The sequence below is a fragment of the Chryseobacterium sp. SIMBA_028 genome, assembly GCF_046535285.1.
Lineage (GTDB): Bacteria > Bacteroidota > Bacteroidia > Flavobacteriales > Weeksellaceae > Chryseobacterium.
Genome location: NZ_JAWRWZ010000008.1, coordinates 27,395 through 53,577 on the forward strand (window position 1 = coordinate 27,395; position 26,183 = coordinate 53,577).

26 protein-coding genes are annotated in these 26,183 nt (G+C 35.5%); 20 read left to right on the forward strand and 6 right to left on the reverse strand.

Going from position 1 to position 26,183, the window contains the following annotated elements; translation table 11 throughout:
- The first annotated feature begins 1,311 nt into the window (after positions 1 to 1,311).
- The 7 genes from SCA31_RS11830 to SCA31_RS11860 all read left to right on the forward strand — a co-directional run bounded on the left by SCA31_RS11830 (position 1,312) and on the right by SCA31_RS11860 (position 7,614).
- Positions 1,312 to 3,456 (forward strand): catalase, encoded by a 2,145-nt coding sequence (locus tag SCA31_RS11830; RefSeq protein ID WP_410697198.1) that lies wholly within the window; start codon positions 1,312 to 1,314, stop codon positions 3,454 to 3,456.
- Between the two features lie 54 nt (positions 3,457 to 3,510).
- Positions 3,511 to 4,122: a DUF4142 domain-containing protein gene (locus SCA31_RS11835; RefSeq protein ID WP_410697199.1), complete on the forward strand. Its 612-nt coding sequence runs from the start codon at positions 3,511 to 3,513 to the stop codon at positions 4,120 to 4,122.
- A 526-nt stretch (positions 4,123 to 4,648) separates the two neighbouring features.
- The gene (locus SCA31_RS11840; RefSeq protein ID WP_276876982.1) at positions 4,649 to 5,302 is read left to right on the forward strand and encodes a DUF6766 family protein; all 654 of its coding nucleotides are present in this window, start codon (positions 4,649 to 4,651) and stop codon (positions 5,300 to 5,302) included.
- Positions 5,303 to 5,311: 9 nt separating this feature from the next.
- Complete coding sequence (locus SCA31_RS11845) at positions 5,312 to 5,758, forward strand: hypothetical protein (protein WP_410697201.1); 447 nt, start codon at positions 5,312 to 5,314, stop codon at positions 5,756 to 5,758.
- A gap of 8 nt (positions 5,759 to 5,766) precedes the next feature.
- Positions 5,767 to 6,450: a Ku protein gene (locus tag SCA31_RS11850; protein WP_410697203.1), complete on the forward strand. Its 684-nt coding sequence runs from the start codon at positions 5,767 to 5,769 to the stop codon at positions 6,448 to 6,450.
- A 53-nt stretch (positions 6,451 to 6,503) separates the two neighbouring features.
- A complete protein-coding gene (locus SCA31_RS11855) occupies positions 6,504 to 7,124 on the forward strand; it encodes a DNA polymerase ligase N-terminal domain-containing protein (protein WP_410697205.1) in 621 nt (206 codons plus the stop codon).
- A gap of 55 nt (positions 7,125 to 7,179) precedes the next feature.
- The gene (locus tag SCA31_RS11860) at positions 7,180 to 7,614 is read left to right on the forward strand and encodes a hypothetical protein (RefSeq protein ID WP_410697207.1); all 435 of its coding nucleotides are present in this window, start codon (positions 7,180 to 7,182) and stop codon (positions 7,612 to 7,614) included.
- A gap of 320 nt (positions 7,615 to 7,934) precedes the next feature.
- Here the strand turns inward: SCA31_RS11860 and SCA31_RS11865 are convergent, their stop codons facing one another.
- Both SCA31_RS11865 and SCA31_RS11870 read right to left on the reverse strand, forming a co-directional pair.
- Positions 7,935 to 8,060, reverse strand: a complete 126-nt coding sequence (locus tag SCA31_RS11865) for a hypothetical protein (RefSeq protein ID WP_410697209.1) — start codon at positions 8,058 to 8,060, stop codon at positions 7,935 to 7,937.
- A 123-nt stretch (positions 8,061 to 8,183) separates the two neighbouring features.
- Positions 8,184 to 8,567 carry a hypothetical protein gene (locus SCA31_RS11870; protein WP_410697210.1) on the reverse strand — a complete coding sequence of 128 codons (384 nt, stop codon included), beginning with the start codon at positions 8,565 to 8,567 and terminating at the stop codon, positions 8,184 to 8,186.
- Positions 8,568 to 9,579: 1,012 nt separating this feature from the next.
- On the opposite strand from SCA31_RS11870, the gene SCA31_RS11875 reads away from it, so the two are divergent.
- The 13 genes from SCA31_RS11875 (at position 9,580) to SCA31_RS11935 (ending at position 20,013) form a co-directional block, all read left to right on the forward strand.
- Positions 9,580 to 9,792 carry a hypothetical protein gene (locus SCA31_RS11875; RefSeq protein ID WP_307263055.1) on the forward strand — a complete coding sequence of 71 codons (213 nt, stop codon included), beginning with the start codon at positions 9,580 to 9,582 and terminating at the stop codon, positions 9,790 to 9,792.
- A 117-nt stretch (positions 9,793 to 9,909) separates the two neighbouring features.
- Positions 9,910 to 11,661, forward strand: coding sequence for a cbb3-type cytochrome c oxidase subunit I (locus SCA31_RS11880; RefSeq protein ID WP_410697211.1), 1,752 nt, complete (start codon positions 9,910 to 9,912; stop codon positions 11,659 to 11,661).
- A gap of 10 nt (positions 11,662 to 11,671) precedes the next feature.
- On the forward strand, positions 11,672 to 12,673 hold the full coding sequence (locus tag SCA31_RS11885; protein ID WP_410697212.1) for a cbb3-type cytochrome c oxidase subunit II: 1,002 nt from the start codon (positions 11,672 to 11,674) through the stop codon (positions 12,671 to 12,673).
- Positions 12,670 to 12,951 (forward strand): hypothetical protein, encoded by a 282-nt coding sequence (locus SCA31_RS11890; protein ID WP_276878171.1) that lies wholly within the window; start codon positions 12,670 to 12,672, stop codon positions 12,949 to 12,951. Before SCA31_RS11885 ends, SCA31_RS11890 begins: the two co-directional genes overlap by 4 nt.
- On the forward strand, positions 12,948 to 13,355 hold the full coding sequence (locus SCA31_RS11895; protein WP_276878170.1) for a cytochrome C: 408 nt from the start codon (positions 12,948 to 12,950) through the stop codon (positions 13,353 to 13,355). The genes SCA31_RS11890 and SCA31_RS11895 overlap by 4 nt, the downstream gene beginning before the upstream one ends.
- Positions 13,356 to 13,413: 58 nt before the next feature.
- Complete coding sequence (locus SCA31_RS11900) at positions 13,414 to 14,010, forward strand: Crp/Fnr family transcriptional regulator (protein ID WP_410697213.1); 597 nt, start codon at positions 13,414 to 13,416, stop codon at positions 14,008 to 14,010.
- A 575-nt stretch (positions 14,011 to 14,585) separates the two neighbouring features.
- The gene (locus SCA31_RS11905) at positions 14,586 to 15,182 is read left to right on the forward strand and encodes a Crp/Fnr family transcriptional regulator (protein ID WP_410697214.1); all 597 of its coding nucleotides are present in this window, start codon (positions 14,586 to 14,588) and stop codon (positions 15,180 to 15,182) included.
- A 216-nt stretch (positions 15,183 to 15,398) separates the two neighbouring features.
- Positions 15,399 to 16,172 carry a KGG domain-containing protein gene (locus tag SCA31_RS11910; protein ID WP_410697215.1) on the forward strand — a complete coding sequence of 258 codons (774 nt, stop codon included), beginning with the start codon at positions 15,399 to 15,401 and terminating at the stop codon, positions 16,170 to 16,172.
- Positions 16,173 to 16,239: 67 nt separating this feature from the next.
- On the forward strand, positions 16,240 to 16,578 hold the full coding sequence (locus SCA31_RS11915) for a DUF892 family protein (RefSeq protein ID WP_410697216.1): 339 nt from the start codon (positions 16,240 to 16,242) through the stop codon (positions 16,576 to 16,578).
- Between the two features lie 689 nt (positions 16,579 to 17,267).
- Complete coding sequence (locus SCA31_RS11920) at positions 17,268 to 18,029, forward strand: RHS repeat-associated core domain-containing protein (RefSeq protein WP_410697217.1); 762 nt, start codon at positions 17,268 to 17,270, stop codon at positions 18,027 to 18,029.
- Positions 18,013 to 18,459, forward strand: a complete 447-nt coding sequence (locus SCA31_RS11925) for a DUF6896 domain-containing protein (protein ID WP_410697218.1) — start codon at positions 18,013 to 18,015, stop codon at positions 18,457 to 18,459. Before SCA31_RS11920 ends, SCA31_RS11925 begins: the two co-directional genes overlap by 17 nt.
- Positions 18,460 to 18,634: 175 nt before the next feature.
- Positions 18,635 to 19,615 (forward strand): RHS repeat-associated core domain-containing protein, encoded by a 981-nt coding sequence (locus tag SCA31_RS11930; RefSeq protein ID WP_410697417.1) that lies wholly within the window; start codon positions 18,635 to 18,637, stop codon positions 19,613 to 19,615.
- Between the two features lie 11 nt (positions 19,616 to 19,626).
- Positions 19,627 to 20,013 (forward strand): hypothetical protein, encoded by a 387-nt coding sequence (locus SCA31_RS11935; protein WP_410697219.1) that lies wholly within the window; start codon positions 19,627 to 19,629, stop codon positions 20,011 to 20,013.
- 388 nt (positions 20,014 to 20,401) lie between these two features.
- Here SCA31_RS11935 and SCA31_RS11940 read toward each other — a convergent pair whose 3' ends face one another.
- From SCA31_RS11940 to SCA31_RS11955, 4 genes are read right to left on the reverse strand one after another with little or no spacing between them, the layout of a single operon-like run.
- On the reverse strand, positions 20,402 to 21,097 hold the full coding sequence (locus SCA31_RS11940; RefSeq protein ID WP_410697220.1) for an ABC transporter ATP-binding protein: 696 nt from the start codon (positions 21,095 to 21,097) through the stop codon (positions 20,402 to 20,404).
- Complete coding sequence (locus tag SCA31_RS11945) at positions 21,091 to 22,437, reverse strand: DUF3526 domain-containing protein (protein ID WP_410697221.1); 1,347 nt, start codon at positions 22,435 to 22,437, stop codon at positions 21,091 to 21,093. The genes SCA31_RS11940 and SCA31_RS11945 overlap by 7 nt, the downstream gene beginning before the upstream one ends.
- Positions 22,438 to 23,883, reverse strand: a complete 1,446-nt coding sequence (locus SCA31_RS11950) for an ABC transporter permease (RefSeq protein ID WP_410697222.1) — start codon at positions 23,881 to 23,883, stop codon at positions 22,438 to 22,440.
- A gap of 3 nt (positions 23,884 to 23,886) precedes the next feature.
- A complete protein-coding gene (locus SCA31_RS11955) occupies positions 23,887 to 26,139 on the reverse strand; it encodes a TonB-dependent siderophore receptor (protein WP_410697223.1) in 2,253 nt (750 codons plus the stop codon).
- Between the last annotated feature and the right edge of the window lie 44 nt (positions 26,140 to 26,183).

The window sequence follows — 26,183 nt, forward strand, 5'->3', positions numbered from 1 at the left end:
CTAAGGTTTCAAGAACGTAGTAAGTAAACAATTGGAGTTGCTAACATTATGAGTATGCTAGTCAGGTATTTTCAATAGGGGTTTAGATCATATAATTGATCCGGAATTTATTAAAAAAAATGGCGCCAACTGTCTTTAGTTGGTGCCATTTGGCTGTTTGTGACCTCAACGAGCGTATCTTCAAACACTTTTATCGATGATTTGGTTCGTTTGAGCCAAATTAGACAAGAATTACAAATTCATTTTTAAGGTAATTTTCATGTAGGCTACACTTCGTGCAATTTAGTTTTAAGCATTTGAAACAATCAAAGTTGACACAGTTGGACCTCTATTTACTTTGATTGTTTTTTATATCAGAGCTGTCATTATGTGCTGTTTATTTTACATTTATAGTTATTAACTACTTTTTCTAAATTTCTTCTGTTTCCATTAAAGCTGATATTTGTCAATATGTATACCCCTATATTTTGTTTAGGATAAATCATAAACCAATTTTGTATTCCGTATACCACCGTGATATCTATAATTAATTCATTACCATTTTCTACGATATACCAATGATAATCTTCCCAAAAATCACAACTTTCTTTATATAATTTTTATGAGATTCATTTACAAGAAGGTTTGACTTGTTGAGTTGCAATTTTATATATTTCACTAGATCTGTAGTCGTAGAATGCAATCCTGAAATTCAACCCCATAAAGTACTATTGAAGTTGGGCATTATCTCATTTCTATCGTTATAGCCTTTTACCAATATTATAGGCTATTTCTAATATATCTGCTTATCACTACGTATTATCTTAAATATGAATAATTGTAAAAGATTAGAAGAGGCTTTCATACATTTACTTTACGATCAAAAGATATTCTTTTATACTTTAAAAGGCATAGTTGGTTTGAGTAATTAATTCCTACTATATCTTCATATTTTTCATTTTAATAAAATAACTTGTGTCTATATGACTTAAGTCATAAGCTAGATTTTTATGGAGTTGTAATTTTGAAATACACCATAAAATGAAAGATGAAATGAGCACAGTTACAATAATATTATTTATGTAGGTCATCTTTTCTGATTTATTTTTTACAATATATTTTTAAAAGATAGAACGATATTCACTTTATTTTAATATTTGTAAAGTTCACTTAAATTATTCTGTTTTTGTTCTTATGGAAACTAGAATTCAGAATAGGAAATAACCGATTAATACATATCATTAAACAATGCTGTTGTATCTCAATCCATTTTACATCATCACATTAGATCAACTTCAATAACATATTTATCAAATACTAATAATTTATATTATGGAAAATGAAAATTTAGGATCAAACTCGAAACGTGATCAACTTCAAGATCATACAACGGATAACAGCAACGAAAAACTGACCACTAATCAGGGATTAAAGATCAATAACAATCAAGATTCACTGAAAGCAGATGAAAGGGGGGCATCTCTTCTTGAAGATTTTATTCTCAGAGAAAAAATCACTCATTTTGACCACGAACGAATTCCGGAAAGAGTTGTTCATGCAAGAGGTTCCGGTGCTCACGGTGTTTTTAAATTAAATAAAAGTCTGGCAAAATATACGAAAGCTAAATTTTTAAACAATATAGATGAAGAGACTCCTGTATTTGTGCGTTTTTCTACCGTTGCGGGAAGTAGAGGAAGTACAGATTTGGCTCGTGATGTAAGAGGATTTGCGGTAAAATTTTATACGGAAGAAGGCGTTTATGACTTGGTAGGTAATAATATGCCTGTATTTTTTATTCAGGACGCTATAAAATTTCCAGATCTGGTCCATGCGGTAAAACCTGAGCCTGATAATGAGATTCCACAAGCTGCTTCGGCTCACAACACTTTTTGGGATTTCATTTCATTAATGCCAGAAAGTACACACATGATCATGTGGTTGATGAGTGATCGTGCGATCCCGAGAAGTTTCCGTATGATGGAAGGTTTTGGCGTGCATTCCTTTAAATTTATCAATGAACAGGGTGATGTACACTTTGTAAAATTTCATTTTAAACCCAAATTGGGAGTTCATTCGGTCGCATGGCCGGAAGCACAGAAAATTTCAGGAAATGATCCTGATTTTCATCGTCGTGACCTTTGGGAAGCTATTGAGAACGGAGCTTTCCCTGAATGGGATTTGGGGGTGCAGGTCGTTCCTGAAAAAGATGAACACAAATTTGATTTTGATCTCCTTGATCCTACAAAAATTATCCCGGAAGAGCTTGTTCCTGTGGAACTTGTAGGAACTTTAACATTAAACCGAAATCCGGATAATTTCTTTGCAGAAACAGAGCAGGTAGCATTTCATCCCGGTCATATTGTTCCCGGCATAGATTTTACCAATGATCCTCTTTTACAGGGAAGACTTTTCTCATACACCGATACTCAGCTTACCAGATTAGGCTCTCCGAATTTTCATGAAATTCCGATCAACAGGTCCATTACAACCATTCACAATAATCAGCGTGACGGACACATGCGTCAGCAGATCGTTAAAGGAAAAGTAAGTTACGAACCCAATTCAATGGGTGGGGGGTGTCCGTTTCAGGCTATGATGAAAGAAGGAGGTTTTGTCTCCCAGGGGGAGCGGGTAGAAGGACATAAAGTAAGGGCAAGAAGCTCAAGCTTTGTAGACCATTATTCTCAAGCAAAATTATTTTACAACAGTCAGTCTGCTTTTGAAAAAACGCATCTGCAAAATGCATTGGTTTTTGAGCTTTCAAAAGTAACGCTTCCTGCCATCAGAGAACGAATGGTTGGTCAGTTAGCTTTTGTAAACAAAGATTTGGCACAGGAAGTGGCATCCAGATTAGGTGTTGAGGTTAAAATTCTCGATCAGCCCAATCAAAGTATTCCTGCAGATGCCGATCCAGCAAGCCTCCAAAGTGCAGAAACTGAACCTTCCTTAAAATTTTCAGAAGCGCTGAGTATGGCCAATACCGTTAAAGATACCATTGAGAGCCGTGTAATTGGCTTTATGATGACTGATGGGTTTGATGCTACTTCTACCGATCATTTAATAGAAAAATTAGAAGGGCAAGGTGCAGTTGTACAATATATTGCTGATTCCGTAGCGCCGGTAAAATCTTCGGACGGACAGACGTACATTCCAGATCATTCATTATCTACAACTTCAAGTGTTTGTTTTGATGCCCTGTATATCTGCAGCGGTGCAAAATCTGCAGAAGGCTTTGTAAAGCCTGGAAATAAAAATATGACGGTTGATTTTATTAATGAAGCATTCCGTCACTGTAAAGCCATTTATTTTGGATATGATACTGAAGTAATCAAAAACCTTACGGATGTGGCATCGATCAAACATGATGATCCTGGAGTAATTTCTGCTAAGGATGCTGATTCTGATGACTTATTTGTTGAGGCTATAGCTAATCACAGGGTATGGCAGTTTGAAAAAGAAAGAAACGGATTAATATAAAAAATGAGTAGAAACTACTTGACATTCATATCAACACCAACAAATTAAAATATTATGAAAAAGACAATTCTAATCATTGTAGCCATTGCTGCAATAACGGCATGTAACAAAAAAGAAACTACTACTGTTGATCATTCAGCTGATCACAGCGAAATGTCTGCTCCCGTGGATTCGGGTGCAATGCCTGGAGATTCTCTTTCAACTTCCCAAACGTCTTCTGAAGCAACATCATTAAATGATCAGGATCGAAAATTTGCTAATGCAGCAGCAAAAGGAGGAATGATGGAAGTGATGGCGGGAAAACTTGCATCTCAAAATGCGACCAACTCAGCGGTTAAAAAACTGGGTGAAATGATGGTAGAGGATCACACCAAAGCCAACGAAGAATTAAAGCAGTGGGCCTCTAAAACCGCTTACACTTTGCCTACCAGTTTAGATAAAGACCAACAGAAGACATACGATGATCTGAAGGCAAAAAAAGGAGCTGATTTTGATCGCATGTACACCGATATAATGGTTAAGGATCATGAAAAAACAATAGCTGATTTTAAACAGGAAGTCACTGACGGTTCCGAATCTTCTCTGAAAAATTTTGCTACAAAGACGCTTCCCACGTTAGATCATCATTTAATGGAGTCTAAAAAAGTAAAAGATGTTGTAAAATAATGTCGAATAAATATCCGGTAATCAACTTCTGATAAGCTATTGGATATTATTTAAATTCCTATTTGTTAATTCCGAAAAATCAAATGCATGCCTATTTGAGGATTAAAAATTATGATTTGTAAGCTGGTAAACGAAATTGAGAGGGATAAAATGCAAAATAAAAATATCATCTTTATTCATGGCGATGCCAAATATGTAATTTTTGATTCAGTGAATTCTGTGATATGATAAAGTGTAAATTTTGGATACGCTTCACAGCTCAATTTTTTTTAACGATCCAAACTGCATTCCATTCATGTGCGAAGGGAATAAAAAAATAGCGGTTGCGTATTTATTATATCAGTGTAGTATGGTAAAGAATATTGAATTTTGTATTCAACGATTTTCTACCCAAAAGAAAGGAGAGAATTTTATTGGATAATGGATGGAAAAAGGGTTTTTACAGTTAATACATTGGTAAGATAAATGATTATTATAATGCAGGCCTTATATATGAGAAAAATGAATCAATTAAAATCAGATACAAATGAGTAAACATAATTTTTTTTATCGTAACAGTTTAAGTATCGTTCTTTTTACATTGATGTTTATTAGTCTGTACGGACAGATCCTGACAGGATTGAAAACTGAAAACAAAGAATTGGCTGAAGGAGGGCAACGTCTTGTAAGTATGAAAGAATACCTTCATAGCGGCCATTTTATTCAGGCAACTTTTGAAAATTGGGAAAGTGAATTTCTTCAGATGATGCTGTATGTTTTATTAACGGTTTCTCTCAGGCAAAAAGGTTCCAGCGAGTCAAAATCTATGAAAGATAAAGAAGAGGTTGATAAAGAGCCTGTGGCACATTCCAAAGCGCCATGGCCTGTGAAAAAAGGAGGGGTTTGGCTGAAATTTTATAAACATTCCTTATCAATTGCTTTCGCAACCCTATTTCTGATAAGTTTTATTTTACATTTTTATGGCAGTCTTTCTGATTTTAATGATGAACAGATTATGAAAAGTAAATCGGCTGTAACAGCATTACAGTATATTTCAGAGTCAAGATTCTGGTTTGAATCCTTTCAGAATTGGCAGAGTGAATTTTTAGCGGTAGTTTCTCTTGTCCTTTTATCTATTTGGCTGCGTGAAAAAGGTTCTCCTGAATCTAAACCGGTAGATATGCCCTACGACGAAAATTAAAAATGATACATGAAACCTAAGGAAATCTTCGGTTTCCCCAATACTTTGAGAGAAGGGCTCATGTTGATAAACAATTGGAAAAGGTATTGTGGTGAAAGTTTTGCAGATTTTAAACTTTTCGCTTCAGAAGGGAAAATGGTGGAGCGGTATCCGCTAATCGGGGATTATATAAAAATAGACGTTCTGCAACCGGGAGTGGCTGAAGCAAAAGGCTTCGATTGGGTACAGATTACCTATTTGTTTGAAAAACACACGCATGGCATTTGTCTTGATTTTGTGAAGATGACGTGCAGACATTCGCCCTTGCCTCCCACAAGACAAATCAATTTGGTGAGCATTTTGTATTCTAACTTAAAAAATAGAAAATATGAGAGCGATCTGGAACGGAGCAATAGGTTTTGGGTTGGTAAAATATACCAATCAAGCTGTACTCGGCCAGTGAATCGAGTACATTAGATTTGGATATGCTGGATAAAAAGGATCTAAGCAATATCAGGTACAAAAGGATAAACGAAAATACCAATAAAGAGGTAGCTTGGGAAAATACAGTAAAAGGTTACAAAATAGAAGATAAGTATATCGTATTGGATGCTGAGGGTTTTCAAGCGGTAAGTCCTGAAAAATCAAAAATTCTAAGCATTATTCAGTTTGTAAAAGAAGAGGAAGTTGATCCAGCTCTTTTTGAAACGCCCTATTTTCTGGAACCTCAAAAAAATGGTGAAGCGGCTTATAAATTATTAATGAAAGCTTTAGTGAAAACCAAAATGGCCGGAATAGGTTCCTTTATTCTAAGGAAAAGTGAAATTCTGTGCATGATTCGCCCTTACCAAGATGAAATCCTAATGGTAAACAGGATGCGCTACCCTGAAGAAATGAGAAATTATAGAGAATTGAAAATTCCATCAGGAAAAGCTCCAAAAGCTAAGGAATTGAAAATGGCTGAAACCTTGATTAAATCATTAGCCGAGAGTTTTGATCCTACAAAATACAAAGATGCTTACAATGATGATCTTCTGAAAATTATAAAGCAGAATGCAAAAGGTAAAAGAATAAAAACTAAAGAAACTAAAGAACCGGCCGGAAAGGCAACGGACCTTATGACAATGCTGAAAGCCAGTCTCGAGTCGGGAAAAAGAAAAGCACGATAAATTGTTGACCAGGTCATTAATTAGCAGCTGTAAAAACTTTAAATTTTTTTTAAATGGCATTGGAAGAATATCATAAAAAAAGAGACTTTAAGGCAACCTCCGAACCGGAAGGCAAACAGAAAGAAAGTAAAGCGAAATTGAAATTTGTGATCCAGCGCCATGCAGCAACGCGTTTGCACTATGATTTCCGATTGGAAATGGATGGGGTTCTTAAAAGCTGGGCTGTTCCAAAAGGTCCTTCTCTTAATTCCTCAGATAAAAGATTGGCAATGATGGTGGAAGATCATTCATATGAATATCGAACATTTGAGGGAAGGATTCCTGAAGGAAATTATGGCGCAGGAGAAGTCGAAATCTGGGATGAAGGAACATATGAACCATTAGAAAAAGTAGAAGGAAAAACTGATGATTTAATAATGCGTGCAGAACTGCATAAGCAAGCTCTGAAATTTATTTTACATGGCAAAAAGCTGAAAGGAGAGTTTAGATTGGTGAAAATAAAAAATGCTGCAGAAGAGAATGCATGGTTGCTCATTAAACATAAAGATTGTTATGCGGTTTCAGAAGAATATAATGCCGAAGCGCATACCTCAAAAAATTCTAAAGTAACAGCTTATCTTAAGACAAAGAGCATTAAAAAAAAATCATACCACCGAAAGCCTGAAGCATTATAACAATTATGCAAAAGTATTTATAAGGGAAAAGAAACTGCCCGATTTCATCAGACCTATGCTCTGTAAAACAAGTGAAAAACCTTTTGATGACAAAGACTGGGCCTTTGAAATAAAATGGGATGGATACAGAGCTATTACAGATATCAAAAACGCCGGGATTCGATTTTATTCCAGAAATGGATTAGACCTTTCAAAATCCTTTAAAAAAATTGCTGATGCACTCAGAATTCAAAGACATGAAATGGTAGTGGACGGTGAAATTGTTGCATATGATGATAAAGGAAAGCCAAATTTCCAATGGTTGCAGAGAATTGCAGAACAACAGACGGATGTTCCAATTTCCCATAGTTCTTTTAAAGAATCCATAAATTTCATTTTCAACAAAAATATAAAATTAGTTAGTATCTGTATGACCGTACTGGAGATTCTACTTAAAGGTGATTGTTCATACGATTGGTATCTAGGCTTTGATCTTCACATAAAATCTTGAAACAGGCTAGAATACCTTTAATTTTTCCATGAGAATATTCAGATGTGTTATTCTGCATGAGAATAAACTTATGATACAGGACTATTCAATAAGCTGCCGGACATCTAATGCGACATGATGATAATCACTTAAAATCTTTAGAAAACTAGTCTTAGGAGCTTTTATAATGCTACATTTCGAAATGGCTATAACATTACCGGATATGTTTTTTTAATGAAGATAATAGCTCATAAACACTTTGTCTGTCTGTTAATACGTTTGAATGAGTTTTTTATCTTCTTCTTCTTCTTCTTCTTCTTCTTCTTTGGTATGACCTAGCTTTACAGTGCGGTAATGATCTGATAGTAAAACTGAGGTTCATCACCTTCTTCAAAAATAACATAAGATGGACTGTAAGTTTCAGTAAATCCACCATATAAGGATAGTGAATTAATATCAATAAGCATAGCAAATTATTATGTTACAGTATCGTCTGGTTATGTTCCAAACAATACCATATATGAATATATTGTAATAAATATTTTGTTTTTTATTATTCTATTTTTATCAGATGATTCCAGCAACCATATTCAAATCAGTTCTTTTCCGAATAAAAAGCAGAAAAGATTCTGAAACTGATGTACATACATACAGTTTATATTATTTCCGTAAAGTTTCAATCCGGTCATGGAGTGCTTATGACGAAGATCAATATCGTATTTTAAAAATTCTTGCCCTCTTTCAAATCTTATGATATACTCTGAATCATAGGTTTTGACAAAACCGAATTTCATAAGCCAGGATTCATCTATTTTTACTGGTTTTATTGATTTTGCTGGTACAGATAAACGGTTTTTCGACTCTTCTATTTTGACCCAATATTCTTCATTTTCATTTTGAAATACCTCTGTAAGCGTATATACTTTGTTTTTGTATCTGACGAAATTCTGGATTTTTAACTCTGTGACTTTCATATTTTGACGATTAGTTAATTTCGATTTTTCGTGTGTCATAGTAATTTAATAGAAATTTATTAAGTAGTATGGCAATGTAACTTATTTGTATTGTTACAGGAAAATAGGTCAGTTTGCTCCGACGACTCATATCAAAGGTAAAAGATCAACAATTAGTTATATATGATTAAGGTCATATAAGAGAATGCTATTGAGACCGAGAATGTAACAGGAGTTGTTGCCTTTAAAAGCAATGAATACCACAATTTAAACATAGAATATATCAGGTAAATGGTAAAAAAATATTGTTTGTGATTTCACTCATAAACTACAGTAGATTATGTGAATATTTTTGGCAATAGATATATAAAACTTATTATCCTAAACTAAATTATATTTATATGAAAAATTCATTGCTATTGATGCTTGGTATATCTGTATGTATGCTCAGCTGTAAAAAACAAAACATTGAGAACGAGACACGGGCTGACTCCACAGTAAACCCCGACACTTTTGACTCAGCAAATGTGGCTCCTGCCACACCTTCAAATCCCCCAACAGATACAGCCGCTTACCGAAGTGGCCCAGATACATTGCAACAATCGAAAAAACAGAACGATTCCATAACACGCTAACACTTTTTTTAGACTCCATATATTCTTGGCCTTCCTGTTTTCAGGGAGGCTTCTTTTATGAATTATTGATTATAAGCAGGCTGTGTATAAAATTCATGATTAATATTTAAATCTAATGCTTATTGGTGTGATCCCTTCTGAATTGCAGAAAAGGTTTCTAACAATAGAGAACTGTGAGTAGTAATTTATGATATAAGTCATAATTTTATTAGTGCTACCATTATAAACTGTAAATGATGCATTATAATTCATTATTAATAGTTTAAATATGTTTTTTAAGAAATATAAATAGCATTTTATAATAATATGATAAAATTTTATTTTTATGATATCAATCATAAAATGTTCATTATCAGTCTTCATACTTTTGTAGTACACACACCACAAAATTTAATATTATGAAGTCATTCGTATTAATAGCCTTAATTTTAGGCTGCTCTGCTATGAGTTGTAAGAAGGAGGCTCAGCCTCAACCGAGATCTATTGACAGTATCAATACCGGAGACAGTATGGTTACCGGTACAGCACAGGTGACACCGGATTCCGGTGATACTACGCTTCCTATGGACAGTACAGCTTACGATGTAGATTCTATTAAAAATAGTAAGTAACCTCACTGTAAGCTACTTTTCCACCCACAGAATCAAATTCTGGAGATTTCTATACTGATCATTTCCATTGTATTTCACAGGAACCTTTTACGCTATATAAAACCCTAAATTTTTATTATGGGAGAATCGTCATTATTTAATCAGACGGGTATTCAGATAACATTATTACTGATGTTGATCGTTATTATTGCCGTGCTGGTGGTTCTTATTTTCAAGTTTTTATCCATTTATGCAAGGATATTAAGGCATAGGGAGCTTCTGGAAGTTCAGAAAAAGATTGAAAATATGTCCGCAGAGGAGCTTAAAGAATACGAACAGAAAGAAAGAGAATTTAATTTTCAGCCTGAAGAAAACCAGCTTTCGGGCAGTCTGCCACCTTCTGATGAAAAGGGAATTATTCAGAATATCAATTCTGTCGAAGAATTGCGGGTATTTCCAACGAAAAGAAGGACATCATCATTTTTACAATATATAAGCCCGGAGCTCAGCAGACTTATTCTTTACTTTTTAGGAACCGCCATCCTGTGGCTGATCATAGGGACAACTTTTGGGCTTTATGCCGGTATCAAATACGTTGCACCTGATGTTGAGCATACCAGCTGGCTGAGCTTTGGCAGATTGAGGCCAGCCCATACCAATGCTGTATTTTGGGGATGGGCATCTTTAGCCATGGTGGGGCTTTCATACTATGTTGTTACAAGAGTAAGTAACGTTGAAAATTACAATATCAGGCAGGGTTATATTTCTTTAATTCTGATCAATATTGCAGTGCTGGCCGGAACGATATCTTTATTGGCCGGAGTCAATAACGGAGGTGGCGAATACAGGGAATATATATGGCCTATTATGATTACGTTCGGAGCAGGGGTGGCACTTTCCTCACATAATCTGTTTAAGCCTGTTGTCAAAAGAATTGTTAAAGAAATCTATATCTCAAACTGGTATATTATTTCGGGATTTATGTTTATTGTTATTGTCATTATAGTAGGCTATATCCCTATATGGCAGGACGGAGTAGGAGAAACAATTACCCAGGGATATTATATGCATCAGGCGATTGGAATGTGGTTTATGATGATTAACCTCGGGCTTATGTATTACTTTTTGCCACAGCAGCTTAATAAACCCATTTATTCCTACAGCCTGGGTGCCCTGGCTTTCTGGACCCACATATTATTTTATACCCTGATCGGAACCCATCATTTTATTTTCAGTGCTATTCCCTGGAGGCTGCAGACCACAGCAATTGTTGCCAGCGTCGGCATGCTGATTCCGGTGGCGGCAGGCACAACTAATTTTCTTTTGACATTTAGAGGTGCATGGTACCAGCTTAAAAATAGCTATACCCTTCCTTTTTATTTCATGGCGATTATTTTTTATTTTACCGGATCTTTTCAGGGTACCGTAGAAGCTTTCAGATATACCAACTTGCTCTGGCATTTTACAGATTTTACAGTTTCCCATTCTCACCTCACCATGTATGGGATTATCACTTTTATGCTTTGGGCGTTTTCATATACCTTAATTCCTCGTCTCACCGGCAATGAGCCACCGAAACTGCTGGTAGGCATACATTTTTGGCTGGCTCTAATCGGTTTACTTTTTTATGTAATAGCATTAATGATTGGCGGAACACAAACAGGGTTGATGTGGATGAAGAAAAAGCCGTTCATAGATGGCGTTATCAACATGTTTCCTTTCTGGCTGTGGAGAGCAATAGGGGGAACTATGATGTGGGTGTCCCATCTTATTTTTGCATACAATTTTTACAGAATGGTCACCAAAGACAGCAATGTGAGGATTCCGCAGACCCCTGCTGAAATACTGGCAGCAAAGAGGCAGCATAGCCGTACAGAGTTTAACCCTTAAAAAGAAAATTATGATATTGCTAAATAACCATAAAATACTTTTCGGCTCGGCACTTTGTCTCTTTATATTTCTTACACTTTATATAGCGGTTCTTCCTGCTCTTGATAACCAAAGGATTAATAAGCCTTTACCCCGGCAGGCAAAAATACTGACAAAAGAGCAAAGAGCCGGTAAAATGGTATATATTGAAAATGGATGTGTGGCATGCCACACCCAGCAGGTAAGAAATGTTGAGATGGATAATGTTTTTGGCAAAAGGCCGAGTATTCCTGCTGATTTTGCTGTCAACAGAAGAACGGATTTCTGGAGAAATACAGCCAATCTGATGGGAACACAGAGAGCCGGTCCCGATCTTACCAGTGTAGGAGAGCGGCAGCCAAGTGCTGAATGGCATCTGATTCATCTTTACCAGCCAAGAGCTGCTGTAGAAGCATCCATAATGCCTTCCTATGAATTTCTTTTTATAGAAAGGGATTACCTGCAGCCTGGTGACGTTGAAGTTAAAGTACCGGAGAAATTTATTAAAAATAAAAGAAAGAAAATAGTAGCTACACAAAAGGCTCTTCAGCTGGTAGCCTATCTGAAATCACTTAAACAGACCGATTACACCGATAAATCTATTGTTCCGCCATTTCTTTACAAGCAGGTAAAAAAAGAGGGTGAGGGAGCTGCCGGTTCATCCAATCTTCCTGATGGAGGAGAGCTTTTTACCGCAAACTGTGCTTCCTGCCATCAGGCAAGCGGAGAAGGAGTTCCCGGGGCATTTCCTCCGCTGAAAGGCAGTCCGGTAGTGACAGGTGGTGATCTGGAACTCTATGTAACAATTATTATGAAAGGATATGATCCGAGGCCCGAATTCGCAACAATGCCGCCGGTGGGGACCAATGCCAATTTTACCGCTGAAGATGTTACCGCTATCATGAACCATGAAAGAACGAGCTGGGGGAATAATGCAAAAAAAGTGACCCTGGAAGAAGTAAAAGTAATCTATGATAAAATAAAGCAACAATGAAAAAATTAATAGTAAATGCACTGAATGTAATTTTGATTTTATGGAGTAGCTATGCATTGGCATGTGATGCATGCCAGCTGCGTCAGCCCGAAATTACTAAGGATCTCACACATGGGGCCGGTCCCGAGAGCAGCTGGGACTGGTTTATTGTAGGGATTGTTATCCTGATAACGGTTTTAGCTTTTATATTTTCAGTTAAATATCTTATAAAACCGGGTGAAAAAGATGAAAAACATATTAAGTATTCGGTTTTCTCAGATGAAAATATCACGTTATGACAAAAGACAGAAGTAAAGTGTTTCTCTTTATAGATAGTGATCCGCATCCTATTGCAGAGCTGGAAACTCCTATTGTTTTCGATCTGGATACCCAAAAGCTTCCTGATGGTGACCATGTTCTGAAAATCGTCAGCCGGTCTCCATCAGGAAAAGAGGGAATCAAAAAAATAAATTTTACCATTTCCAACGGTCCTGCTATTAAAATTGAAGGTCTGAAAAATAAAGATGTCGTAGATGGTACATTATCATTAATGATTAATGCTTATGATAAAGGAAACCAGAAAAGTTTCCTCATCACCGGTAGTGAAACCCCGCAAACGATACCTTTTTGGATATGGGTTATTATTATTCTGTTTGCAGGATGGGCTGCTTATTACGAAATAACGAGCTCAGCGGTGCAATAGAAGTTAGTTACCTTAAAGACTGACATTAAACGAAACAAAATATATAAATTAAAAAATTATGGTTATTAATGAAAAGTTTTTGCTTTCAGCGGGAGCTGAAGTAAAAGAATATAATTCCGGTGATATTATTTTTCATGACGGAGCAACTCCTCATTATTATTATCAAATCATTAAAGGGAATGTAAAACTCAATAATTATAATAAAGAAGGGAAAGAACTTATCCAGAAAATAATATCAGAAGGAGAAAGTGTTGGTGAATCACTATTGTTCACTGAAAAACCTTATCCCATGGATGCTATAGCTTTAGAGCCTTGCTCGGTTTTGCGCTTATGCCGGAACAATTTTTTTAGTATGCTCAACATATATCCTCAGTTATATTTTGATTTGTGTAAAGGTTTATCGGATTGTCTGTATTATCAGTATGTAATGCTTGAAGCCAATTCATCGCAAAACCCTTCCGAACGGATCATGGGAGTGTTGGGTTATCTTAAGGACTCAAAAAAGGATCAGTCGCAATTTTCTTTTAGAATACCATTTACACGACAGCAGCTTGCGGGTTTTACGGGTCTTTGTGTAGAGACAGCTATCAGGGTTATTAAGGATATGGAAAAGAAAAAAATAGTAAGAATTAAAAACCGAAAAATTTATTTTTAGTCTATTGTATCGGTAAAAGTTGGCAATAAAAAAGACATGACTTTAGTCATATTATAAATTTTCTTTTTTATTAATTTCAGCAATTCAGCAATTCAGCAATAATAATTTAACATAATTCGTTTATGTATAAATAGATTTATTACAAGTCAAAAAATAATACCCCAAAATTTAATATTATGAAGTCTATTACATTATTTCCATATTATGCAGCAGATGTATTTGTCGTCACATGTAGATATTATCTCATTGCCGACTTACAAAAAATATCACATTCAGAGAATTTTCAGACGTTACAGATTCGCTCATAAACCGGGATCTCCGGAGCAGCACTTCATGCTATTGCAGCTGAAGCTACTTATGCAATTTTAAACAGCAGATTATCTTTTGATAGAGTAATGAATTCGTAATTACGAATTTAATAATGCTGTTAAATTATATTTTAAAGACCAATCCAATTTTAATAAAATGCTGATAGCGGATGATCTGTGAATGAAGCATTTCATACATTTTATTTTACCTAATAAGTTTTTATTAAGATGAATATTAAAATTTATTAACAGTAAAAAAAAAAAATTATGGTTATTAACGAAGAAATTTTAAACTCAGCAGGTGCTAGGTTAAAAAGATACAACCCTGAAGAAATTATTTTTCACGAAGAAGATATACCATTATACTATTATCAAATAGTAAGTGGTGAAGTCAAACTGAATAATTGTAATGCGGAAGGAAAAGAGTTTATCCAGAATATTCTATTTGACGGGCAAAGTTTTGGCGAGTCATTGCTTTTTGGTGATAAACCATATCCAATGAATGCCATCGCTATCACTCCGTGTGCAATTCTAAGATTAGGTAAAGATGCTTTTTTAGCTATGCTGAAAAAGCATCCTTATCTGTTTTTTGATTTTTGTAAGGAGCTATCAGACAGGCTTTATTATAAATATATTATGCTTCAGAAAAATTCTCTGGAAAGTCCGGAGGAAAGACTTATCGGCGTTATGGATTATTTGAAAAGTTTTCAAAAAGAGCAGGCTATGTTCTCTTTTCAGGTACCTCTTACCAGGCAGCAACTGGCCAGTCTTACAGGGATTCGTGTGGAAACTGCGATTAAAACCATCAAACGTATGGAAAAAGAAAAAATTGTAAAAATCATTAACAGAAAAATTTTATATTAATTATTACCAATATGATATGAGTCATAAAAGACAGAATTATTCTGTTGTAAATTTGATCTAACAATCTGATTAAAGATTTACAGTCTTCCTTTTATGGAAGTTACATAAGCTTTCAGCTTAATAAAAATATCACCAAAAAACCAAACCATTGCTTTTCTGATACTAGTTAAGATTGGCAATACATCACTTACATATTAATTTTAAAAACATTCAGTTATGAACACTAGAAATTCAAGCAATCGTAGCTTAAGAAGTAATTCTTCAAATAGTGAAAAATCTACTTTGGAGGAAGTTTATCAATTAGGTTATGACCATGGTTATAACGATGCATCTGAAGATGAAGATTATGATGATGATTTCTCTGATTATGAGGATTATTATGATGATTATGAAAATAGTTATGACGATGACGACGAAGATTATGATGATGACGATTACGATAATGATGAAGATTATGATGATGAAGATTACGATGAAGATTACGATGATGAAGAAGATAACAGGGGAAGAAGCTCCAGAGGCAGAGGAGGTTCGCGTGATGGTAACCAGCAAAGAGACAGTCAGGGAAGATTCACCTCAGGAGGAAGAGGGGGATCAAGATCCAGCTCATCAGGAAGAGGAAGATCTTCTTCAGGTTCTGGAAACGGTACTTCAAGAAGAGGTTTTGCTTCCATGAGTAAGGCAGAACGTACGAGAATTGCCCGTATGGGAGGTGAAGCTTCTCATGGTGGAGGAAGATCTTCTGGGTCTGGAAGATCAGGATCCAACAGTGGTTCAAGAGGATCTGGCTCAAGATTAGGAAATAACAGTAATTCAGGTTCAGGTCGTGGCCCTAGCTCAGGAAATGGAACTTCAAGAAGAGGTTTTGCATCAATGAGTAAAGCAGAGCGTACGAGAATTGCCCGTATGGGAGGCCAGGCTTCCCATGGCGGCAGAAGATCTTCAGGATCAGGGAGATCAGGATTTGGCGGAAGACGTAATAATTCATAATTTTTTTAGATTACCTCTTTACATGTTCTAAAGAGGTAATCTTTTAACTCAATTCAAACATCATATCATGACAACAAAAACAACAGAAAACAGCAATACAACTGCATCAGCAACAGCTTCAACATCTGGAGGAAATGTTGCAGCAGATAAAAAAATGAAAGTAGGTAATGCTTCGGTAGATAAAGAAGAAATGGCAAACTCTTCCCTGCATAAATTTTTTGTAAGCGCTCTTAAGGATATTTATTTCGCAGAAAATTCCATTATAGAGGCTTTGGAGAAAATGCAGGAAGCAGCAACAACGGAAGAATTGAAAGATGCTTTTGAGGACCATCAGCTTCAGACCAAAAAACATGTGAGCCGCCTTGAAAAAATATTCAAACAGGAAATTGAGAAATACCTGAAATAAAAGTCCAACGCTTGCATTTTTGAGTAGTAATCCCGCCCCCAAAGCTAAAAAAGACATTTTCCGCCGACGCTCGCCCGAAGCTTGTCCGACGCTTTAATGCCACAGCAAATTACATAATCGAAATTATACGCAAATTGCCCACGCAAACCGTTGCCTTCCACTCCGCTGAAGCTTCGTTACAGGCAAACCAGCACCATCTTTGCCTATAATTTGAGATTATGTAAAATGCTTTCCTTTGCTTCATACAAAGTATTCCGCAGCCCGCGCTCTGCGGTTTTTTCATGGAATTTTAGCCAACAAAACCACTGAATCGCCGTAGAAATGACAGTCGGTAAAAGAATGTGGATTTGTGGATAAAGCCAAAGCGCGGGCCCGCAGCAATTTTTCCCACAAGTCCACATTAACAACAACACCGACAACAATAGAAATCTTAGTCTAAAAATCTTCTTAAAATTACCATCTTATGCAAGATGTGCTTTTGTACGGACAAAACTATTCCTGCCCAGAAGCTGGGAGTCTTATTTTTTTCAATTGAAAGAAAAATCTATTCGGAAAAACAATGGAATTTATTTTTTCAACTGAATAAATTTTTATCTTTGGAAGAAGCGACAGAAGAGTGATCAAAAAGTAAACAGTCGCGTGAAGAAAAATGAAGCAGGCAAATCCTAAAAAATGAAGTAGACTACGGAGTGTATGATTATGGAGCAAGGATGTATATGCCCGATTTGGGAAGATGGGGTGTTGTGGATCCCTTGGCGGAGAAGTATCAAGATTTATCTCCATTCCGATATAGTTTTAATAATCCAGTTAACTTCGTTGATCCTGTTGGCTTGACAGAAGAAGATCCTCCTAATAAGAAAGGAATAAGAGTAACAGCAATTGAGGAAGTTGTAATTACAGTAAAAAAGACAAATAATTGGGTACAAAGAAATGTAATCAATCCTATTGCTGGATTTATTAGAAATGATGAGCATAAAAGACAACCTCAAGTTCTCCCTCCAATTAATACTTTTTGGTCACGTTTTTATCAAAGAGAATGGTCAGATCAAGGACTTACATATATTGTAGCTAGAGACGGTAGAATATCTCATATTAAACCTATAGGTGGCGCGGGACCTCTCGAATACATTAGTGGAGCTGGAGAATTGAAATATTTGTTAGCAAGTAAAGAAGCTTTAGAAACTTTTAAATCAACTGAAATAGCTGCTCAAAGCACAGAAAAAGTACAAAAACTAGCAAAGTTAATGAGAGAAGGAGATATAAGTATTTATGGAGAAAAAATTGTTGTTTATTTAAAAGAAGGGGAAAGGTATATATTAGATGGACACCATAGAATACAAGCTGCAATACAAGAAAATAAAACGTTAGAAGTTATTGAAGTTACAGGGCAAAAAGCAATGCAAATGTTTAAAGATAAAGTAAAACAAATTGATAGTGGATTATTCAAATAAAGATATAAGTATAAAAAAGTTACTAGAAGAATATTTAATTTTTATAGTAAATTTTGAAAGCGTACTAAAAAAAGAGTATGATATTCCAAATGATAAAAATATTTGGAGTCATATGGTTGAAAAAAAATATGAAAAAGGAATTGCTGGCACATATAATTATGTACGTCATGGCTCAGGATTTACAGTAGAAAAAAATGGAATTATTTGTGAATATGATAAAGCTCCTTTAAATGAATATGACATAAAATTTTCTTTTTGGAAATTTAAAAATTTTATTGAAACTGCTCACATACAGGTAATTATAGAGGATGTTGTATTAAAAAAAGATTTATCCGATTTGATTACTGCTAATATTTTGAGTTGGCTGATTACAGATGGAATTAATTGGAATATTTATCAAACAAATTTCACAATTTTGCATAGTTTGTAACTTCAGAACAGATAAATATAAAAACCTCACAAAGTGAGGTTTTTATATTTATCTAATACTGCAATATTTTTAATTTTATTCTTATTTTAGATAAGTTATTATGTAATACAAGTACAAACATCACCTTGAAAATGTAAGGGTAAGCTTTGGTAGAAACAGCGCAGGCGCTCTTGAAATTGTAGATGCCAATGATTACTATCCTTTTGGGATGAACCACCTAAAAACGGGTAATGCATTTTTTGGAGTGGGCAGTTATAAGAATTATAAGTACAACGGTAAAGAATTGCAAGAGACGGGAATGTATGCAATGGACTTCCGTCATTATATGCCAGATATTGGAAGATTTACAGGAATGGATAGGCTTTCCGACATAATGCCTGATTGGACACCTTACCGTTTTGCATTTAATAATCCTTCCTATTTTTCTGATCCTACTGGATTGTTCGAAAAAGGAGGAAATGCTCTTGCAACTTGTCCTACCTGTCCAAATACGAAGGAATTTCAGCCATACATCAATGACCCAAACAAAGTGTATGTTTATAATCCTGAGACAAATCCTGCTGAAAGAGAAATACAGATTGAAGAAGTTGTCGTTACAGGTAAAGCAAAGCAACAAAATACTAATTATCACGATTGGTCACAAACATTGAGAAAAAGTTCAGGATATGCTTTTTCAGCAAATAAAATTTTATTTCAACCTGCATTTGAACGAGCTTCTCAATATGGAATTCCGAAAATATATACCACAACTACTTTAACTTACGAGAAAGCACTACCTAAAATTCTTGGGGGACGAAGAATTATTTATCAACCATTAATGGCAATGAATGCTCTAAAGGCAGGAAGAATAGCTAAAGGGCTTAAAGTAACAGGTAGAGTTCTAGGAGTAGCAGGTGTTGGTCTTGCCGCCTATGATATTTCCCAGAATGGAGTTAATATCTCTAATAGTCTGGATATTACTATGTCAGTGTTAGCTTTGACTCCAAGTGGTGTTGGGCAAGGTATAGCTGCTACTTATTTTATTGCCAATGGACTTTCTGTTTGGTTTACTGGGCAAGATATAGGACAACATATACAAGGGGCAATAGATGATTATAATACAGGTGTTGTAAATGAAAGGCAGCAAAAATACGATAATGCTGTTGGTGGAAACTAAATAAAAAGAATATGTTTTTTTTAGATTATTTATATTATCAATTTACTAATTTTTATTATTATTTTGAGAAAGACGGAACACATAAAGCATCAGGAATTATATTAACTTGTGGAATGTTATCTTGGAATTTAATATTTTTAATGATTGTTTTTGATAGATTTTATGCTAAAAATCTCATTCCTGATAATAAATACGCAATGTTATTATATTGCTTGCCAATAATATTATTAATAGGATTAAGATATTGGAAATTTACGTCTTATGAAGAAATACGAGAAAAAGTAAAAAGCTTTAGTAATACAACAAAAATCATAGCAGATATTTTACTCATATTGTATGTAATAATTTCTTTGCCAGTATTTATATATATTGCTGCATATATAGGAAATCATAAATAACAAAAACCCACCGCAATGCGGTGGGTTTTGTGTTTACATCTCTGCAATATTTTTAAGTTTAACGGCTTTAATAAAGTTGTCGAGAACGTGCAGGATATGCGTTTTATCTTCGTTCTGCATATTTTCCAAATCGGATAATCTCTGGAGTATTGCAGGGTCTTTAAAAAGATTAGCATTATCAGTTTCCCCCCGCTTCGCAAAGTCTGTGACTTTGAGCTGATAACAATAAACCCTCGCAATTTGCGAGGGTTTATTGTTTTATAGCGCAGCTACATTTTTATTAAAGAAGTCTTCAGAATCTTCCTATTATTGAAGACTTCCCTTTTTTCAAACAGTTAAGTCTATTTTAACTTGCTTGCAGTGATAAGATAGGATAAGAAAATTGAAATCAAATTGTTTTTAGATACAATTCTTGCAATTCCTGGGCTGTAAACGCTTTAGATGGTAGATTCTGAACCAGTTCCCCTTGTTTCATAATACCAATAGTAGTGGCTACACTTGCAGCATTAAAAATATCATGGGTGGCCATTAAGATGGTTCTTCCTTCTTTTCCCAGCTGGCGCACAATCTCTGTGAATTCTGCTGTAGCTATAGGATCAAGTCCACTGGTAGGCTCGTCCAAAAGAAGTACTTTAGCATCTTTTGCAAGGGCGATGGCAATACCAACCTTTTGACGCATTCCTTTAGAATACCCACCTAATGGCTTTTGATGCGCTGTTTCCTGTAATCCGGTGCGCAGTAGTAAAGAAGATAACATCTCTTTATTATAGTTAAATCCTGCAATTTTAGAGAAAAAATCAAGGTTTTCTATTCCTGTAAGATTGGGATATAATAATACGGTTTCGGGGATATAAGCCAAATGCTTTTTTATTTTTTGCTGATCATCCTTTACCGATATATCATTAATAAATGCATCTCCGGAAGTCGCTTTAATAAGCCCCAGAAGAATATTGATCGTGGTGCTTTTGCCTGCTCCATTTTGTCCGAGAAGAGCAAAAACCTCTCCTTTTCCTACTTCAAGGTTAAGAGATTGAAGCGCTGTGAAATCGTTGTATTTTTTATGTAGATTAATTATTTTTAACATAGTTTTTTGTATTTGTTTTGTGAAAGAATAATGAACAGCCCAATGAATATCAAATAGGGTAAGAAAAGTTGTAATGTGCTTACATTTTCAGAAGAATTAAAAATCTTTACAGTTTGTGCGTTCCAATCAACGGATTCTGCATCTTTTCCTGAAAAAATAAGAGGGTAGAAGAATATTCGTTTTTTTTCATGAAAATCTTTCAGTGCTGAAGCATATTGTAAATGATTGGTCACGTCAGTTTTTGCTATTTGACTTTCTATAAGCTGAGTATGGATGTTTGGAAAAAAATATCCTAAATATATAGCAGCTTCATTCCGTTTTTTCATTTTTTTAATATACTGTTTTGAAGACTCTGAAGACTCCATATCTCCCATGTGCTGCATGGCATAATACCATGTCCAGGTAAAGGTGTCATTTTCTTCTACTTTGAACTTTCTGTATTGAGGATAAACTTTATAAAATTTTTCCATGGTTGGAACTTTGGCCTCATCCCACTTATTATGATACCCTTCTCTTTGTTCCATCACTGCTTTAAGGGATTCATGAGTTGGATATAATTTCTGAATCAGCATATTGCCGCTCATCGGAATAATGAAATTCATACCTACCCAGACAATGAGAAGCGTTAATGCATTTTGTGCAGAAGATGTACGGAATGAAATAACCCACCTGCATAATGCAAACCAAAATATAATGTATAACCATCCGCTTATAAGAAAGAAGATATAATATGTATCAAGAGGGATTTTTATCCATATCGAGGCTATAATCGCTAAAATTATATAGACTAATGAGACTGCGATGAATCGTATGGCCATTTTATGATCCAGTAGCTTTTTTAGATTATTGCTTTGTACAGACAACAGTTTCCAGGTTCCTCTTTCTTCTTCCTCAGAAATCAGATTATAACAAAATGCAATAATAACCAGTGGAAAGAGAAAAACTAAAACAAAACTGAAGTCAAAATTTCCAACGGCTGTATTAGCCGGATTATAAAAGTCAGAATTATAGCGCTGTTCCTCAAGATTTCTTATAGTTACGCCCTGGATAGAGGGATTTAGATCTCTCATGCCTATATTTAATGCTGCCAGTTTTGGGGTTTCATTAGCTAGGTTGAATTTAATGTAATACAGAATCAGGCCTAGATCATCTTTATGAAACTTTGTATTTCTTTCAATACTCTCTTTCTGGAATACACCACTTTTGGCGATAATATCTTCATTACGATCAAGGAATTTTTTCCCGGTGTAAATTGCCATGAGCCCGGCCAGAAATAAAAATAGCAAGGCAACAATGTAAGCTTTGTTACGATAAAATTGGGTAAATAAATAACGATTCATTTAGATTAATTTTAATTTTCTACCACTTATTTCAATGGCGATTATACATATAGTGAACCAGATAATTAAAGCAGCAGCAGATATCCACTGGGCCTTGAAACTTTCAACTACAGAAGTGTACTGGTAATTGAAGTCTGGAAATTTTTTCCAATTATCTTTATTAATAACAGCGGGAGGACCTCCTTTTTCAGGGGTTGTATTACTGATATACTCAATCTGTAGATTATTGAGATACTGAGCCATCTGATAACGATAATCTTCAGCTTGTTTTTGAAATTGAGTATACGAGAAAAAATCAGTTCCAGTGGAAATCATTGAGAAATTTTTAATAGCCATCGTAGGATTGATAAATCCAGAAAGATCAGATAGGTTCTGCTGCCTGTTGTAAATATCTTGTAATTCATTCAGGTGTCTGGTGTATACCTGAGAACTTATCTTTTCCCCCTCTTTCATAACGAAACCACTATAGTTAAAAGGCAGCTGATCAGTAGTTTTTACCTTATAATGAGCCAGTAGGGAGTCTTTTATGTTTTTAAAATGAGGATCATCAGGATTATGGCTGTCTCCGGATTTTAAAATGTCCTTTTCCAGTTGTGTTTCAAACGCTATACGGGAAGGAGTGGGATATAGGTTTTGTGCTGCAAACTGAATCCCCTTAGGTAAAACAATAATAAAAAGAAGCCAGAACCCAATAAGACTGATAAGTGCTCCCGATGTATTTTTGCTGATTGCGGAAATAACAACCGTTAACGTACTGATGAAAAAATAGTACATCATGTAGGAGGGGAGTAAAATCAATACCCTTGTTAGAATATCTGCTCCTGTGGTGGTTCCTGAAATTAATGCAGCCAGGAACGCAACAGGAAATACAGGAAGTAGAAAGAATAATGAAAATTGCCATAAGCCAAGAATTTTCCCCAACAGAATGTCTCTACCCGAAGTGCCCTGTACACTCATTATTTTTAAGGTAGAATTTTCCCGTTCCTGAACGATTAATCCAAACCCTAAAAATAGAATAATAAGAGGAACAATGCACTGTAGAATAAATGCACTGCTGAATGTTCCGAAACGAACTAAAATTCCTGAACTGCCAGCCTCTGAAAGATTGGCGGTATTCTGTTTATGAGCTTCCAGAAATATGACATTACCCAGATAATCATCCAGACCATTATCAAAAATATTCAATGGATGCCCAATTCTAAAGACAAGATAGCCGTAGTGAGCCATTCGGTGAGGGTGTTTATCCGGTCTATGTTCCCAGTGTTCACGCACTTCAGTCCGGTATTCCTTTACCTTTGAAAAAGTGTCCTTGTATTTTGTAAATCCTATACCAATACTCAGCATACAGAATAAAAATACGATGACAATGATGAGTAGGTTTTGCTTTCCTTTGATCAGGTCCTGCCTGGTCTTTCTTACGATCAGTTGTAAGTTTGAAATCGCCATAATTTAAAATTTATAAGTAGCAGTTAATACATAATTTATCGGTGCCCCGGGGAATAGCCTTAGATAGTTTTGTGCCCCGATCCAATAAGTTTTATTTGTGATATTATTGATGTTTAATGCCAGCTGAAAATTAGATTGTGCAGGAGCAAAATATAATGCTGCATCTATTGTAGTATAGGCCGGAAGTTCAAAGCTTCTGGTAAACCAGGGTACTTTTGAACTCTGTTGGAGCATTCCGATACCGATTCCAAAGTCTTTTATTGCCTGAATGGCTGAAAAGTTGTAACGGGTCCAGATGTTGATTGAATTTTTAGAGGTATTTTCTTTTCTTTGCCCAATAAAATTACTATTCGTATCCTCTAATATTTTAGCATCAATATAGCTGTACCCTCCGTATACATGCCATTGGGGCAGAATATGTCCGGTAAATTCTGCTTCAAAACCACGGCTCCTGTCCGCACCCCTTTGTGTCAGCTCATCTGGCTCTGCAGGGTTATTGGCATTGATTAAAATATTTCTCTGATTAATTTCATAAACGGCGATATTCACAGCTATCTTTCCGAAAAGTTTAGCTTTTATCCCTACCTCTTTAAGGTCAGAGGTTAAAGGCTTAAACCTTGCTGCAGATTCTGGACCTGTAAGACTGGATGTGTTAGGCATTAATGTTACTGTATTAGATTGCGGTTGATATCCTGTCAGGTAAGTTCCATACACATTGATATTATCGGTTAGGCTGTATGTAATTCCGAACCTGTATAACAGCTTGTTGTTCTGAAAAGAAGACTTATTGGGCTCTTTAAAGTTGGTGGTATCTTGAAACCACTCCTGACGGATGCCGGATAATATTTTAAATTTTTTCCAGGTAAAAAGATGCTGAATGTATGCGGCATGTGTAGTCGTTAATGCGGAAGGCAGTGGGGTGATGATATTCAATGTATTAAAATCAACACCCTGATGGTTAGCTGCACCGGGGCTCAGATCAAACGGATTCACATTCGGCTTGGGTATTAATGTTCCATTGTAATTGGCTGTTTGATAGTTGTCTGCATTGGCAGGATTGTAAGAAGAAACTACTGAGCCATCCTTTAAAAGGAAGCCTCTTGCCGCATTTTGTTGACCACCTTTACGTTTCTCCCATATTTGGCTGTCATATCCTATTAACCCCTGATGCTGAACCGAGCCCGTTTTAAAATTGAAATTAAAATAAGCATTGATATTATCTACTGCCCATTTTTGTTCTCTTTGTACGAACTGCATCATAGCCAGATTAGAAACCGGCTTATTATCCATATCGGGAACAAAAGTATTGGTAGTCCTGTGTTCCTGCAGGTTTTCTCTCCAGTACTGCTTCATATAAGAGGCATTAAAACTGACGAATTTGTTAAAATGATGAGTTAAACTTCCCATAATGATGAGGTCTCTGGTTTTAAAAAAATCATCAGGGGCACCAAGATTTAATGTTCTGGGGGTGCTTTTAAGATCTGTTTTTCCCGCAACAGCTCCGAAAATAGGCTGCCCTCTGTCCAAATTTCCATAGAGATCATTAAAAATCATTTCTACGTTCACAGATGTCTTTTCATTGGGAATAAATGTCAAAGAAGGGGATATTAGAATACCACTGTTTTTGACATGATCCCTGAATGACTGGGCATTTTGATACGCTCCGTTGAAACGATAAAGAAGGGTTTTACTCTTATTTAAAGGACCTGTAAGATCAGTAGTGATACGGTAGGTATCATAACTGCCTCCTGATAAACTGACTTCATGACGGGGTATTGATATGGGTTTTTTAGTTACCATATTAATTGTTCCTCCTGGATCAACACTGGACATGGTAATGCTTGCAGGGCCTTTGAATACTTCTACACGCTCTATATTGGATGTCATGGGCTGTAAAAAATAATACTGTCTTGTCCGCATCCCATTGATAATCTGCCCCTCTTCGTTTTGACTGATTCCCCTGATATTATATTGATTATAATAACTTGAAGGAGATACACCATTTACATTTTTCATGACATCTCCAAGCTGGAATGCCTGACGATCAGTAATAAGTTCCTTTGTAACCGTATTAAGAGTTAAGGGGAGGTCCTTATTTTTCATCGCAATTTTAGTGGCTGCAAAAGAATAATCGGAAGTGTAATCTTTAGACTTCCTTCCTATAATTTCAACAGTTTGTACAACGGAAGATAAAGTATCCTGATGATGGGACTGAGCATGAAGAATTGATGATGCTATAATGAAACTTAAGCTCAAAAACCTGACAGGGACTGGGGAAATAAAATGAATTATTCCCGAAT